Source organism: Burkholderia sp. ZZQ-2 (assembly GCF_050768715.1).
GTDB lineage: Bacteria > Pseudomonadota > Gammaproteobacteria > Burkholderiales > Burkholderiaceae > Burkholderia > Burkholderia cepacia.
Map to the genome: position 1 here is coordinate 1 of NZ_LDVA01000169.1, position 14,755 is coordinate 14,755.

The following is a 14,755-nucleotide window of genomic DNA, read 5'->3' on the forward strand; positions in this document are numbered from 1 at the left end:
AATTACGGCCTTCCTTTCGCCCCACGTCGCCACCTCGCGCGACTCATCGACGTCAGTCCAGCCCATGGCTCACTTCTCGTGTTTTCCCGGCGCTTCGGCCCTCTCCGATTTCCGTCAAACCCGTCTGCTCGACACGCTCAGGCAAATCGACGCCAACATCGTCGCGGTGCGCGGGCAGTTCCTGCACTTCGTCAATGCGGCCGAGCCGCTGTCGGCCGACGACAGCGCGCGCATCGACGCGCTGATGCACTACGGCGCGCCGTTCGAGCCGGCGGCCGAGAAGGGCACGACCGAGACCTTCGTCGTGCTGCCGCGTTTCGGCACGGTTTCGCCCTGGGCGAGCAAGGCGACCGACATCGCCCAGCACTGCGGCCTCACGCACGTGCGCCGCATCGAGCGCGGCGTCGAATTCACGGTCACGCTGAAGTCGGGCCTGCTCGGCGGCAAGAAGGCGCTGTCGGACGACGCGCGCGCGGCCGTCGCGGCCGCGCTGCATGACCGGATGACCGAAAGCGTGGTCGCGGCGCGCGACGACGCGCAGCACCTGTTCGACGAACTGCCGGCCAAGCCGCTCTCGACCGTCGACGTGCTGGGTATCGGCCGCGGCGCGCTCGAGCGCGCGAACGTCGAGCTGGGCCTCGCGCTCGCCGACGACGAGATCGACTACCTGGTCGACGCGTTCCGCAAGCTCGAACGCAACCCGACCGACGTGGAACTGATGATGTTCGCGCAGGCGAACAGCGAACACTGCCGCCACAAGATCTTCAACGCGCAGTGGACCATCGACGGCGAAGCGCAGGACATGTCGCTGTTCGCGATGATCCGCAACACCGAGAAGCTGAGCCCGCAGGGCACGATCGTCGCCTATTCGGACAACTCGTCGATCATGGTCGGCGCCGAAGCCGAACGCTGGTTCCCGCGCAACGCAGGCGCGGCCGGCGAGCCGGGCGAGCGCTACGGCCGCCACACCGAGCTCACGCACACGCTGATGAAGGTCGAGACGCACAACCACCCGACGGCGATTTCGCCGTTCCCGGGTGCGGCGACCGGCGCGGGCGGCGAGATCCGCGATGAAGGCGCGACGGGCCGCGGCGCGCGTCCGAAGGCCGGCCTGACGGGCTTCACCGTGTCGAACCTCGACCTGCCGGACGCCCGCCGGTCGTGGGAAAACGATCGCGACGCCGCGCAGCCGGTGGCCGAGCGCAACCCGAGCGAGCAGCACGGCCCGTACGGCCGTCCGGATCGCATCGCGTCGCCGCTGCAGATCATGATCGACGGCCCGCTCGGCGGCGCCGCGTTCAACAACGAATTCGGCCGCCCGAACCTCGGCGGCTACTTCCGCGTGTACGAGCAGAACGTTGGCGGGAAGGTGCATGGTTATCACAAGCCGATCATGATCGCGGGCGGCCTCGGCAACATCGCGGATCAGCATACGCACAAGCACGACGTGCCGGCCGGCTCGCTGCTGATCCAGATCGGCGGCCCCGGCATGCGGATCGGGATGGGCGGCGGCGCCGCGAGCTCGATGGCGACCGGCGCGAACACGGCCGAGCTCGACTTCGACTCGGTGCAGCGCGGCAACCCGGAAATCGAACGTCGCGCACAGGAAGTGATCAACGGCTGCTGGCAGCTCGGCGCGGAAAACCCGATCCTGAGCATCCACGACGTCGGCGCGGGCGGCCTGTCGAACGCGTTCCCCGAGATCGTCGACGGCGCGGGCAAGGGCGCGCGCTTCGAGCTGCGCAAGGTCGCGCTCGAGGAATCGGGCCTGTCGCCGCGCGAAATCTGGTCGAACGAAGCGCAGGAGCGCTACGTGCTGGCGATCGCGCCGGCCGACCTGCCGCGTTTCGAGGCGATCTGCGCGCGTGAACGCTGCCCGTTCGCGGTGGTCGGTGTCGCGACCGACGAACGCCAGCTGAAGCTCGTCGACGACGAAGCGACGGGCGCCGACGAATACCCGGTCGACATGCCGATGGAAGTGCTGCTCGGCAAGCCGCCGCGCATGCATCGCGACGTCACGCGCGTGACGACCGAACGTGCGCCGGTCGACGTGACGGGCATCGCGCTGTCGGAAGTCGCGATCGACGTGCTGAAGCACCCGACGGTCGGCAGCAAGTCGTTCCTGATCACGATCGGCGACCGCTCGGTCGGCGGCACGTCGGTGCGCGACCAGATGGTCGGCCCGTGGCAGGTGCCGGTGGCCGACTGCGCGGTCACCGCGCTCGACTACGCGGGCTTCAAGGGCGAGGCGATGACGATGGCCGAGCGCACGCCGCTCGCGGTGATCGACGCGCCGGCATCGGGCCGCATGGCGGTCGGCGAGGCGATCACGAACATCGCGAGCGCGCCGATCGCGTCGCTCGACAAGCTGAAGCTGTCGGCGAACTGGATGGCCGCGTGCGGCACGGCCGGCGAGGACGCCGCGCTGTTCGACACGGTCAAGGCGATCGGCATGGAGCTGTGCCCGGCACTCGGGATCGGCATCCCGGTCGGCAAGGACTCGCTGTCGATGAAGACGAAGTGGGACGAGCAGGGCGTCGCGAAGGAAGTGGTGTCGCCGGTGTCGCTGATCATCTCCGCGTTCGCGCCGGTCGAGGACGTGCGCCGTCACCTGACGCCGCAACTGCGCCGCATCGCCGATGCGGGCGACAGCGTGCTGATCGCGATCGATCTCGGCCGCGGCAAGAACCGGATGGGCGGCAGCATCTTCGCGCAGGTCACGCAGCAGGTCGGCGACACGACGCCGGACGTCGACGATGCGGAAGACCTGAAGCGTTTCTTCAACGCGATCCAGTCGCTCAATGCGCAAGACAAGCTGCTCGCGTACCACGATCGCTCGGATGGCGGCCTGTGGGCGACGGTGTGCGAAATGGCGTTCGCGGGGCACGCGGGCGTGTCGCTGAACGTCGACATGCTGACGCTCGACCCGAATCACGAATCCGACTACGGCGACGCGAAGGACTGGGCGAAGCAGACGAGCGGCCGCCGCGAGGATCGCACGCTGCGCGCGCTGTTCTCCGAGGAACTGGGCGCCGTCGTGCAGGTGCGCGCGACCGACCGCGACGCGGTGCTGGGCGCGCTGCGCGAGTTCGGCCTGTCGGCGTGCTCGCACGTGATCGGCTCGGTCAGCGATCGCGACGTGATCGAGGTGTACCGCGACGCGAAGAAGATTTTCGACGCACCGCGCGCCGAACTCCATCGTGCGTGGAGCGAAGTGAGCTGGCGCATCGCGCGCCTGCGCGACAACCCCGCGTGCGCGGATGCCGAATACGACGCGCTGCTGGACGTGGCCGACCCGGGCATCTCGCCGGTGCTGAGCTTCGATCCGGCCGACGACATCGCGGCGCCGTTCATCGCGACGGGCGCACGGCCGCGCGTCGCGATCCTGCGCGAGCAGGGCGTGAACTCGCATCTCGAAACGGCCTACGCGTTCGACCGCGCGGGCTTCGATGCGCACGACGTGCACATGAGCGACCTGCTGGCCGGCCGCGCAAATCTCGCCGATTTCGCGGGTGCGGTCGCATGCGGCGGCTTCTCGTACGGCGACGTGCTGGGCGCGGGCGAAGGCTGGGCGAAGACGATCCGCTTCAACGCGAATCTCGCCGACATGTTCTCGGCGTTCTTCGCGCGTCCCGACACGTTCGCGCTCGGCATCTGCAACGGCTGCCAGATGCTGTCGAGCATCTCGTCGATGATCCCGGGTGCGGAAGCCTGGCCGAAGTTCACGCGCAACAAGTCCGAGCAGTTCGAGGCGCGTTTCTCGTTCGTCGAAGTCGAGAAATCGCCGTCGATCTTCTTCGCGGGGATGGAAGGCTCGCGGATTCCGGTCGCGGTCGCGCACGGCGAAGGTTATGCGGACTTCTCGCAACAGGGCGACATCGATCGCGTCGCGGTCGCGATGCGCTTCGTCGACCACCGCGGCGAAGCAACCGAGCGTTATCCGTTCAACCCGAACGGCTCGCCGGCCGGCATCACGTCGGTCACGACGGCCGACGGCCGCTTCTCGGTGCTGATGCCGCACATGGAGCGCGTGCATCGTACGGTCGCGATGAGCTGGCACCCGGAAAGCTGGGGTGAAGCGAGCCCGTGGATGCGCGTGTTCCGCAACGCGCGCCGCTGGATCGGCTGATCGGGATGATGTTCGATCCGAACGCGCCGGTCGAGGTCGTCACGCTGCGCGACGAGCGCGCGAGCGAGGCCGACGCGATCGGCCGCGTGATCGTCGCCGCGTTCGCAGGCGAGCCGGAAGGCGGGCAGTTCGAACGACGGATCGTCGACACGTTGCGTGCGGACGGTGCGTTGAGCGTCTCGCTCGTCGCGGAACGCGACGGCCGCCTGATCGGGCACGTCGCGTTCTCGCCGGTGTCGATCGGCGGCGAGGCGCCCGGCAGCCAGGGCTGGTACGGGCTCGCGCCGCTCGCGGTGCTGCCCGACTGCCAGCGGCAGAGCATCGGTGCGGGGCTGGTGCGCACGGGGCTCGACGCGTTGCGCCGCCTCGGCGCGCGTGGCTGCGTCCTGCTCGGGGAGCCCGCGTACTACACGCGTTTCGGCTTTGCGCCGTCCGGCGACATTGTGTTCCCGGGCGTACCGCCCGAGTATTTCCTTGCGCTGTCGCTCGACGACTCGGCGCCGCGGCCGTCAGGCAACGTTCGCTATCACGACGTGTTCCATCCCGCGTAAGTCTGCGGCGCGAGCCGATCAGGCATATGGCAAAGGCCGCTCTTCGGAGCGGCCTTTTCTTTGGTGGGAACGCCGCACATCGCGATGCGCTGGCGGCCGGCCTGCGGGCACTGCGGGCAACAAAAAAGCCGCTCCAGGGAGCGGCTTTTCGATGCGCGAGCGGCGAGCGCCTGCGTTACTGGATCTTTGCCTGCTGGCGCAGACCTTCCTCGAACGCCTGCAGCTTCTGCTGCACGAGCTGCTGCGCGATCTGCGCCTTCACCTGATCGAGCGGCGGCGGCGCGATGTCGCGGATGTCGTCGACGCGGATGATGTGCCAGCCGAACTGCGTCTTCACCGGCGTGTCGGTCATCTGGCCTTTCTGCAGCTTCTGTGCGGCCGCCGCGAATTCCGGCACGTACGCCTTCGGGTCGGACCAGTCGAGATCGCCGCCGTTCTTGCCCGAGCCCGGATCCTTCGAGAACTGCTTCGCGAGATCCTCGAACTTCGCGCCGGCCTTGATCTTCGCGATCAGGTCCTTCGCCTGCTGCTCGTCGCTGACGAGGATGTGGTGCAGGTGGTATTCGCGGTTGCCGCCGGCGCCCTTGACGAGGTCGTCGTAGCGCGCCTTCACTTCGGCGTCGGTCGGCTGGTTCTTCTTCAGGAAACTCTCGATCATCGAACGCAGCACGACGGTCTGCTGCGCGACGGCGACCTGCGCCTTCACGTCCGGACGGTTCGGGATGCCTTCACGGATTGCTTCCTGCATCAGGATTTCGCGGTTCACGAGTTCCTGGCGCACGGCCTGCTGCAGCTGCGGGCTGTCGGTCTGGCCTTGCTGCACGAGCTGGGCGACCATCGCGTCCGCGCGCGACTTCGGAATCGGCGTGCCGTTGACGACGGCGATGTTCTGGGCAAATGCCGGTGCCGCTGCGAAAGCAGCCGCCGCGACCCACAGGCGGGGGGATTTCAGGATCATCGGGAATTCCTAATGAGACTAGATTGAAGATTCGTTGAATTCTTCGGGCGTGTAAGCCACGATCGCGAGCGCGTGAATGCCGCGCTGCATCGCATCAGCGAGCGCATCATACACCAGCCGGTGCCGCGCGACGCGCGGCTTGCCCGCGAACGCGGCCGACACGATCGTGACCGTGAAGTGGCCGCCGGCGGCCGCGCCGGCGTGGCCCGCGTGCTGCGCGCTGTCGTCGCGCACGGTGAGCGACAGCGGGGCGAGCGCTGCCGTGAGGCGCGCCTCGATCAGCGCGATGCGTTCGTCGGGCGACGCGTGGAGAAAGGCGTCCGTCATGTCACTCGTCCTTCAGGTATTTCGTGAGCCACAGGCTCTGCAGGATGATGAATACGACCATCGCGCCCGTCGTGCCGAACAGCTTGAAGTTCACCCATTGCGACTCGGTGAAGTTGTGCACCACGTACAGGTTCGCGACGCCGAGCACCGCGAAGAACAGCGCCCACGCGACGTTCAGTTTGTCCCACACGGGGTGCGGCAGCGTGAGCTGCTTGCCCATCATCTTCTCGATCAGGTTGTTGCCGAACGCATAGCGCGCGGCGAGCAGCCCGATCGCAAACAGCCAGTACAGCACAGTCGGTTTCCATTGAATGAATTTCTCGTCATGCAGGACGAGGGTGGCACCACCGAAAACGACGATCACGCCCAGGCTGACCCACAGCATCGTGTCGACCTTCCGGTGCCGGAAGGCGACCCACGCGACCTGGGCCAGCGTCGCGACGATCGCGACGGCGGTGGCGGTAAAGATGCCCCAGACCTTGAAGGCGGCAAAAAACAGGATGATCGGAAACAGATCGAACAGGAATTTCATGGCGCTCGCAGCTGCGTGAAAGGCCGCTTGCGCGGCCTTTCACCGTTGTAGGGACCCGCCAGGCACCGCCGGAGCGGATCGGGGCGGCGGCGCGGGATGCCCCGCCGATCCGCCCGGCGCCGCTCATTCGTTTTCGGGTCGGGACTCGAAGTTTAACGCAGCCGAATTGATGCAGTAGCGCAAACCGGTCTTGTCGCGCGGGCCGTCCTCGAAGACGTGGCCGAGATGCGCGCCGCAGTGGTTGCAGCGGACCTCGACGCGCACCATCCCGTGCGAGTAGTCGACCTTCTCGTCGATCACCTCGCCGTTGAGCGGCTTGAAGTAGCTGGGCCAGCCGCAGCCCGAGTGGAACTTGGAGCCGGATTCGAACAGCGGCGTGCTGCAGACGACGCACTTGTAGATGCCGGCGTCTTCGGTATCGGTGTATTCGCCGGTGAACGCACGCTCGGTTGCCGCGTGCTGCGTGACTTCGTACTGCATCGGCGTGAGCCGCCGGCGCAGCTCGGCGTCGTCCTTCTGGTACGGGAAGGTCTTGTCGTCGGAATCGTGGGACATGGGGTTCTCCTGATCGGTCGGTCGATACGCGCGGGTTGCGGGCTTCAGGACGAGCAGCTCACTTCGAGCGAGCCGGCCCAGTCGGGCGGCAACGCCGCATACGTTTCATGCTCCGGTTGTTCGTCGAACGGCCGGCGCAGGATCTGCGCGAGCCGCTCGACTTCCGAAAAATCCTTTTCCTTCGCGCGCCGGATCGCGACTTCGGCCAGATGGTTGCGCAACACGTATTTCGGGTTCGCGCGATTCATCGCGGCCGCGCGTGTCGCGTCGTCGCGCGTTTCCTCGGACAGCCGCGCGCGGTAGAGGTTCGCCCACGCATCGAACGCGTCGCGGTCGATGAACAGGTCGCGCACGGGTGCGTCGCGGCTCGCGTCGTGCTTCGAGACCTGTGCGAGCCGGCGGAACGTCAGCGTGAAATCCGCGTGGCTCGCATGCATCGTCTCGAGCAGCTTGTTCGCGAGGTCGGCATCGTTCTCGCGCTCGAGCTCGAGGCCGAGCTTCGCGCGCATCGCGCGCTCGAGCGCGGGGCCGAAACGTTCCGGGAACTTCGCGAGCACGGCCTGCGCGTCGTCCACCGCGCGCTCGGCGCGCGCATCGTCGTCGGCGATGCCGTGCTGCAGCCCGATCAGCGGCAGCAGCGCCTGCGCGAGGCAGTAGCAGTTCCAGTGCGCGATGCGAGGCTGCATCCGGTACGCGTAGCGGCCGTTCGTATCCGAGTGGTTGCAGATGTGGTTCGCATCGAACGCATCGACGAAACCGAACGGGCCGTAGTCGATCGTCACGCCGAGGATCGACATGTTGTCGGTGTTCATCACGCCGTGGCAGAAGCCGACGGCCTGCCACTGCGCGACGAGATCCGCCGTGCGCAGCGTCGCCGCTTCGAGCAGCGCGAGGTACGGATCGTCGGCGTGGCGGCAATCCGGATAGAAGCGGTCGATCACGTGATCGGCGAGCTGGCGCAGCAGGTCGGGGCGATCGTTCGAGAAGAAGTGTTCGAAGTGGCCGAAGCGCACGAAGCTCTCCGACACGCGCGTGACGACGGCCGACGTCTCGATTTCCTCGCGCACCACCGGCTGGTCGGAACCGATCACCGTCAGGGCGCGCGTGGTCGGGATGCCGAGGTGATGCATCGCTTCCGAGCACAGGAATTCGCGGATCGACGAGCGCAGCACCGCGCGGCCGTCGCCCATCCGCGAATACGGCGTGCGGCCGCTGCCTTTCAGCTGCAATTCGTAGCGGCGGCCGTCGGTGCCGGTGCGCTCGCCGATCGTCAGCGCGCGGCCGTCGCCGAGCTGGCCCGCCCACACGCCGAACTGGTGGCCGGAATACACCGATGCGTACGGCATCGCGTGCGCGGGCCAGTCGCGCGTCGGGTTGCCGGCGAACAGCTCGGCGAAGCCGGGCTGCGCGGCGAGCGACGGCGGCAGGTCGAGCAGGTGCGCGACTTCGCCGGAAAAGCCGACGACGTACGGCGCGGCAAGCGGCGCCGCCGGCAGCCGCGTATGAAACGCGTCGCCGAGCGCGACGAACGCGCCGGCGGCGGGCGCGCCGAGCGTGGCGGCGAGGTCGGGGAGGGTGTCAGCCGTATCGGCTGCGCTTCGGGAAAACGACATGTTGAGCGCCTCTGGGTAAGCCGATATTGTAAGGCGGCGCCGCGCCGCCCGCATGGCGGCCCGCGCGCCATGCGCGACGCCCGTCCGGGGCCGCTGACGGGCGCCCCGCAGAGGCTGGTCACCGATTCGCATCCTCACGGAGAACAAGACGATGGGTAAGCCGTTGCTGGGCCAGATGATGGACATGCCGTTGCTGGTGTCCTCGCTGATTTCTCATGCCGCGCGACATGCCGGCGACACGGAGATCGTATCGAGGCGCGTGGAAGGCGATCTGCATCGCTACACGTACCGCGATTGCGAACGCCGCGCGAAGCAACTGGCGCAGGCGCTCGCGCGGCTCGGCGTCGAAACCGGCGATCGCGTCGGCACGCTGGCGTGGAACGGCTACCGGCATCTGGAAGCGTATTACGGGATCGGCGGCATGGGGGCCGTGTGCCACACGATCAACCCGCGTCTGTTCCCCGAGCAGATCGCGTACATCGTCAATCACGCGGAAGACCGCTACGTCTTCTTCGACCTCAATTTCGCCCCGCTCGTCGATGCGATCGCGCCGCAGTGCCCGCACGTGAAGGGCTGGGTCGCGATGACGGACGCCGCGCATCTGCCGTCCGGCACGACACCGTTCCTGTGCTACGAAACGCTTGTCGAAGCGGAGGACGGCCGCTACGACTGGCCGCGCCTCGACGAGCAGCAGGCGTCGGGGCTCTGCTACACGTCGGGCACGACCGGCAACCCGAAGGGCGTGCTGTATTCGCACCGCTCGACCGTGCTGCACGCGTACGGCGCCGCGTTGCCGGACGCGATGAACCTGTCCGCGATGGACGCGGTGCTGCCCGTCGTGCCGATGTTCCACGTCAACGCGTGGGGGCTGCCGTACGCGGTGCCGCTCACGGGCGGCAAGCTCGTGCTGCCCGGCAAGGATCTCGACGGGAAATCGCTGTACGAGCTGATGGAAGCCGAGCGCGTGACGTTCTCCGCGGGCGTGCCGACCGTGTGGCTCGGCCTGCTCAACTACATGCGCGAGGCCGGTGTGCGCTTCTCGACGCTGAACCGCACGGTGATCGGCGGCTCCGCGTGCCCGCCCGCGATGCTGCGCACCTTCGAGGACGAATACGGCGTGCGCGTGATCCATGCCTGGGGGATGACCGAACTGTCGCCGCTCGGCACGCTCGCGAAGCTCAACTGGGCGCAGTCGCAGCGGCCGCTCGATGCGCAGCGCAAGCTGCTCGAGAAGCAGGGGCGCGTGATTTGCGGCGTCGACATGCGCATCGTCGGCGAGGACGGCCACGAGCTGCCGTGGGACGGCGTCGCGTTCGGCGAGCTGCAGGTGCGCGGCCCGTGGGTGATCGACCACTACTTTCGCGGCGATACGTCGCCGCTGTCGGACGGCTGGTTTCCGACCGGCGACGTCGCGACGATCGACCCCGACGGCTTCCTGCAGATCACCGACCGCAGCAAGGACGTGATCAAGTCGGGCGGCGAGTGGATCAGCTCGATCGACATCGAGAACGTCGCGATCGCGCACCCGGGCGTGGCCGAGGCCGCCTGCATCGCCTGTGCGCACCCGAAATGGACCGAGCGCCCGCTGCTCGTCGTGGTGCCGCGCGAAGGGGCGAACCTGAACCGTGACGCGCTGCTCGCGTTCTACGAAGGCAAGGTCGCGAAATGGTGGATTCCCGACGACGTCGTGTTCGTCGACTCGCTGCCGCACACCGCGACCGGCAAGCTGCAGAAGCTGAAGCTGCGCGAGATATTCCGCGATTACGTGTTGCCGACGGCGGCCGGCGAGTCGTAACGCGAGCCGTAATGTCTGCGCCCGGGCCGCAAGCGGCTCGCGAAACGGTCGCCCGATCCGTCCCCGGATCGGGAACAAAATTCAAATTGAACGACCGTGCTTTTTCGTTGTATGCTGCCTGCGTTCAACCGGACATGCGGCTGTTCGACCGCGCACAATGAAGCGCAGCCACCCCGGCGCGCGATGCATGGAGGCAGGCAGATGGCAGTGGATTACTCGACTCGCGACGGCGTGGCCGTCCTTACGCTCAACAATCCGCCCGTCAACGGGCTCGGCCTGTCGACCCGTCAGGGCGTCATGGACGCGCTCGATCGCGCCGCGCAGGACCCGTCGGTCACGGCCATCGTGCTGACCGGCGCAGGACGCGCATTCTCGGGCGGCGCCGACATCACCGAATTCAATACGCCGAAGGCGCTGCAGGAGCCGACGCTGCACACCGTGATCCGCGCGGTGGAGGCGAGCGCGAAGCCCGTCGTCGCGGCGCTGCACAGCGTCGTGATGGGCGGCGGCCTCGAGCTCGCGCTCGGCGCGCATTACCGTGTCGCGGCACCCGGCGCGCAGGTCGCGCTGCCCGAGGTGAAGCTCGGCCTGCTGCCGGGCGCGGGCGGCACGCAGCGCCTGCCGCGCGCGGTGGGGCTCGAAACCGCGCTGAACATGATCGTGTCGGGCGCGCCCGTGCCGTCGGAGCAACTCGCGAAGAGCGGGCTGTTCGACGAGATGGCCGACGGCGACCTGCTCGACGCGGCCGTCGCGTTCGCGCGCAAGGCCGGTGCGCAGAAGGGGCCGCATCCGCGCGTGCGCGATCGCAAGATCGTCCACGCGAACGCCGCGGGCTTCATCCAGTTCGCGCGCAACTCGGCCCGGGCCGCCGCACCGAATTTCCCCGCGCCGCACAAGTGCATCGACGCGATCGAGGCCGGCGTGCTGCACGGCTTCGACAAGGGCAGCATCGCCGAGCGCGAGGGTTTCGTCGCGCTGATGATGACGCCGGAAAGCCGCGCGCTGCGGCATGCGTTTTTCGGTGAGCGCGCGGCGAGCAAGATTCCCGACGTGCCGTCCGATACGCCGCTGCGCGAGATTTGCCGTGTCGGCGTGATCGGCGCGGGCACGATGGGCGGCGGCATCGCGATGAACTTCGTGAACGCAGGGCTGCCCGTCACGCTGCTCGAAACGAAACAGGAAGCGCTCGAGCGCGGCGTCGCGACGATCCGCAAGAACTACGACGCGCAGGTGAAGAAGGGCAAGCTCACGCAGGAGAAGCTCGACGCGCGCATGGCGCTGATCACGCCGACGCTGTCCTACGACGACCTGAAGGATGCCGACCTGATCGTCGAGGCCGTGTTCGAGGAACTCGGCGTGAAGGAGCAGGTGTTCAGGAAGCTCGACGAAGTCGCGAAGGCGGGCGCGATCCTCGCGTCGAACACGTCGACGCTCGACGTCGACAAGATCGCGGCATTCACGAAGCGTCCGCAGGACGTCGTCGGCATGCACTTCTTCAGCCCGGCGAACGTGATGAAGCTGCTCGAGGTCGTGCGCGGCGCGCAGACCGCGAAAGACGTGCTCGCCACCGTGATGGCCGTGGCGAAGAAGATCCGCAAGACGGCGGTCGTGTCGGGCGTGTGCGACGGCTTCATCGGCAACCGGATGATCGAGCAGTACATCCGCCAGGCGCTCTTCATGCTCGAGGAAGGCGCGCTGCCCGCGCAGGTCGATCGCGCGATCGAGAAATTCGGTTTCGCGATGGGTCCGTTCCGGATGAGCGACCTCGCCGGCAACGACATCGGCTGGGCGATCCGCAAGCGCCGCTATGTCGAGCAGCCCGGCCTGCAGTACTCGAAGATCGCCGACCGCCTGTGCGAGCAGGGCCGCTTCGGCCAGAAGACGGGCGCCGGCTGGTACGACTACGTGCCGGGCGAGCGCAAGGCAAAGCCGTCGTCGCTCGTCGACGAGATGGTCGTCGCGTATTCGAAGGAGCGCGGCGTCGAGCGGCGCAAGATCGGCGACGACGAGATCGTCGAACGGCTCGTGTTCGCGCTGGTGAACGAAGGCGCGAAGATCCTCGAGGAGAAGATCGCGTCGAAGGCGTCCGACATCGACATGGTCTACCTGACCGGTTATGGCTTCCCGCTGTGGCGGGGCGGCCCGATGCTGTACGCGGACGTGGTCGGCCTCTACAACGTCGAGCGCGCGATTCGCCGCTACGCGGCCGCGCCGAACGGCGACGCATGGCAGCTCGCGCCGTCGATCGCCGAGCTCGCGAAGGCCGGCCGCGGGTTCAACGGCTGACGCGCCGGATCGCGGCGCGACGAACACCCGGAGAAATGCAATGAGACACACCGACGACGTACTGCTCGTGATCGACGTGCAATACGACTTCATGCCGGGCGGCGCGCTCGCGGTGCCCGACGGCGACGCGGTCGTGCCGGTGATCAACGCGCTGGCGCGGCGCTTCGACCAGGTCGTGCTGACGCAGGACTGGCACCCGCGCGAGCACGTGTCGTTCGCGGCGAACCATCCGGGCCGCGAACCGTTCTCCACGCTCGCGCTGCCGTACGGCGAGCAGGTGCTGTGGCCCGTGCATTGCGTGCAGGACACCGACGGCGCGGCGCTGCATCGCGACCTCGACATCCCGCATGCGCGGCTCGTCATCCGCAAGGGCGGCGACGCGCAGGTCGACAGCTATTCCGCGTTCGTCGAAGCGGATCGCACGACGCGCACGGGGCTCGCGGGCTATCTGCGCGAGCTCGGTGCGAAGCGCGTGTGGTGCTGCGGACTCGCGACCGACTATTGCGTCGCGTGGTCGGCGCTCGACGCGCGTGCGGCCGGTTTCGACGCCGCGGTGATCAACGATGCGTGCCGCGCGATCGACCTGAACGGGTCGCTCGCCCACGCATGGCAGCAGATGCAGGCAGCGGGCGTCGCGCATGTGACGTCCGCGGGCGCGCGCCCGGCGGCGTAGCGCATTCCCATTCGATGCAGGACATGAAGCAGGACCGAAGGAGACTCGCATGACCGAAGCCGTAATCGTATCGACCGCCCGCACGCCGCTGGCGAAATCCTGGCGCGGTGCTTTCAACATGACGCACGGCGCGACGCTCGGCGGCCACGTGGTCGCGGCCGCGCTCGAACGCGCGAAGCTCGACCCCGCGCGCGTCGAGGACGTGATCATGGGGTGCGCGAACCCCGAAGGCGCGACCGGCGCGAACATCGCGCGGCAGATCGCCTTGCGCGCCGGGCTGCCCGTGAGCGTGCCGGGGATGACGGTGAACCGCTTCTGCTCGTCGGGGCTGCAGACCATCGCGCTGGCCGCGCAGCGGATCATCGCGGGCGAAGGCGAGGTGTACGTCGCGGGCGGCGTCGAATCGATCTCGTGCGTGCAGAACGAGATGAACCACCACATGATCCAGGAAGGCTGGCTCGCGCAGCACAAGCCCGAGATCTACTGGAACATGCTGCAGACGGCCGAGAACGTCGCGAGGCGCTACGGCATCTCGAAGGAGCGGCAGGACGAGTACGGCGTGCAGTCGCAACTGCGTGCCGCGGCCGCGCAGGAAGCCGGACGCTTTCGCGACGAGATCGTGCCGATCACGGTGCTCGCGGGCATCGCCGACAAGGCCACGGGCCGTCTGTTCACGAAGGAAGTGACGGTATCGGCCGACGAAGGGATCCGCCCGGACACGACGCTCGAAGGCGTGTCGAAGATCCGGTCGGCCGTACCGGGCGGCGTGATCACCGCCGGCAACGCCAGCCAGTTCTCGGACGGCGCGTCGGCCTGCGTCGTCATGAGCGCCGACGCCGCGCAGCGCGAAGGGCTGCAGCCGCTCGGCGCATTCCGCGGTTTCGCGGTGGCGGGCTGCGAGCCGGACGAGATGGGTATCGGCCCCGTGTTCGCGGTGCCCAAGCTGCTGAAGCAGGCGGGGCTGAAGGTCGACGATATCGGCCTGTGGGAACTGAACGAAGCGTTCGCGGTGCAGGTGCTGTACTGCCGCGACACACTCGGGATTCCTGAGGATCGCCTGAACGTGAATGGCGGCGCGATCGCGGTCGGCCATCCGTACGGCGTGTCGGGCGCGCGCCTGACGGGCCACGCGCTGATCGAAGGCAAGCGGCGCGGCGTGAAGTACGTGGTCGTCACGATGTGCATCGGCGGCGGGCAGGGCGCGGCCGGCCTGTTCGAAATCCTCTGATCTTTGGCGGGTGGCGGCCGCGGCTTCGCTTCGGCGAGGCAGGCGGCCGCGATGCGAATCGGCGCGACTGAACCGCCATTCGAAACAATCGGGAAGCAAAAGGCGTGC

The 14,755-nt window shown here is 68.0% G+C and carries 11 protein-coding genes; 6 read left to right on the plus strand and 5 right to left on the minus strand.

The genetic code is table 11. From position 1 onward, the window contains the following. The first annotated feature begins 64 nt into the window (after window positions 1-64). A complete protein-coding gene (gene purL / locus ABY44_RS10220; protein WP_060174322.1) occupies window positions 65-4,129 on the plus strand; it encodes a phosphoribosylformylglycinamidine synthase in 4,065 nt (1,354 codons plus the stop codon). 5 nt (window positions 4,130-4,134) lie between these two features. Further along, window positions 4,135-4,680 carry a GNAT family N-acetyltransferase gene (locus tag ABY44_RS10225; RefSeq protein WP_060174348.1) on the plus strand — a complete coding sequence of 182 codons (546 nt, stop codon included), beginning with the start codon at window positions 4,135-4,137 and terminating at the stop codon, window positions 4,678-4,680. Window positions 4,681-4,855: 175 nt separating this feature from the next. Here ABY44_RS10225 and ABY44_RS10230 read toward each other — a convergent pair whose 3' ends face one another. From ABY44_RS10230 to ABY44_RS10250, 5 genes are all read right to left on the minus strand, one after another. Beyond that, window positions 4,856-5,638, minus strand: coding sequence for a peptidylprolyl isomerase (locus ABY44_RS10230; RefSeq protein ID WP_027787166.1), 783 nt, complete (start codon window positions 5,636-5,638; stop codon window positions 4,856-4,858). A gap of 18 nt (window positions 5,639-5,656) precedes the next feature. Beyond that, the gene (locus tag ABY44_RS10235) at window positions 5,657-5,965 is read right to left on the minus strand and encodes a BolA family protein (protein WP_027787167.1); all 309 of its coding nucleotides are present in this window, start codon (window positions 5,963-5,965) and stop codon (window positions 5,657-5,659) included. 1 nt (window position 5,966) lies between these two features. Beyond that, entirely contained in the window at window positions 5,967-6,497 is a 531-nt protein-coding gene (locus ABY44_RS10240) for a septation protein A (protein ID WP_011352350.1), read from the minus strand. A gap of 123 nt (window positions 6,498-6,620) precedes the next feature. Then, window positions 6,621-7,052, minus strand: coding sequence for a peptide-methionine (R)-S-oxide reductase MsrB (gene msrB, locus ABY44_RS10245; protein WP_021163396.1), 432 nt, complete (start codon window positions 7,050-7,052; stop codon window positions 6,621-6,623). A gap of 44 nt (window positions 7,053-7,096) precedes the next feature. After that, window positions 7,097-8,665 carry a protein adenylyltransferase SelO gene (locus ABY44_RS10250; RefSeq protein ID WP_060174321.1) on the minus strand — a complete coding sequence of 523 codons (1,569 nt, stop codon included), beginning with the start codon at window positions 8,663-8,665 and terminating at the stop codon, window positions 7,097-7,099. 151 nt (window positions 8,666-8,816) lie between these two features. Between ABY44_RS10250 and ABY44_RS10255 the strand changes: the two genes are divergently transcribed. From ABY44_RS10255 to ABY44_RS10270, 4 genes are all read left to right on the plus strand, one after another. Beyond that, window positions 8,817-10,460 carry a 3-(methylthio)propionyl-CoA ligase gene (locus ABY44_RS10255; RefSeq protein ID WP_060174320.1) on the plus strand — a complete coding sequence of 548 codons (1,644 nt, stop codon included), beginning with the start codon at window positions 8,817-8,819 and terminating at the stop codon, window positions 10,458-10,460. Window positions 10,461-10,661: 201 nt separating this feature from the next. Further along, window positions 10,662-12,746, plus strand: coding sequence for a 3-hydroxyacyl-CoA dehydrogenase NAD-binding domain-containing protein (locus ABY44_RS10260; RefSeq protein WP_060174319.1), 2,085 nt, complete (start codon window positions 10,662-10,664; stop codon window positions 12,744-12,746). 40 nt (window positions 12,747-12,786) lie between these two features. Beyond that, window positions 12,787-13,419, plus strand: coding sequence for a bifunctional nicotinamidase/pyrazinamidase (pncA, locus tag ABY44_RS10265; RefSeq protein WP_027787171.1), 633 nt, complete (start codon window positions 12,787-12,789; stop codon window positions 13,417-13,419). Between the two features lie 49 nt (window positions 13,420-13,468). Further along, window positions 13,469-14,647, plus strand: a complete 1,179-nt coding sequence (locus tag ABY44_RS10270; protein ID WP_060174318.1) for an acetyl-CoA C-acyltransferase — start codon at window positions 13,469-13,471, stop codon at window positions 14,645-14,647. Window positions 14,648-14,755 lie beyond the last annotated feature (108 nt).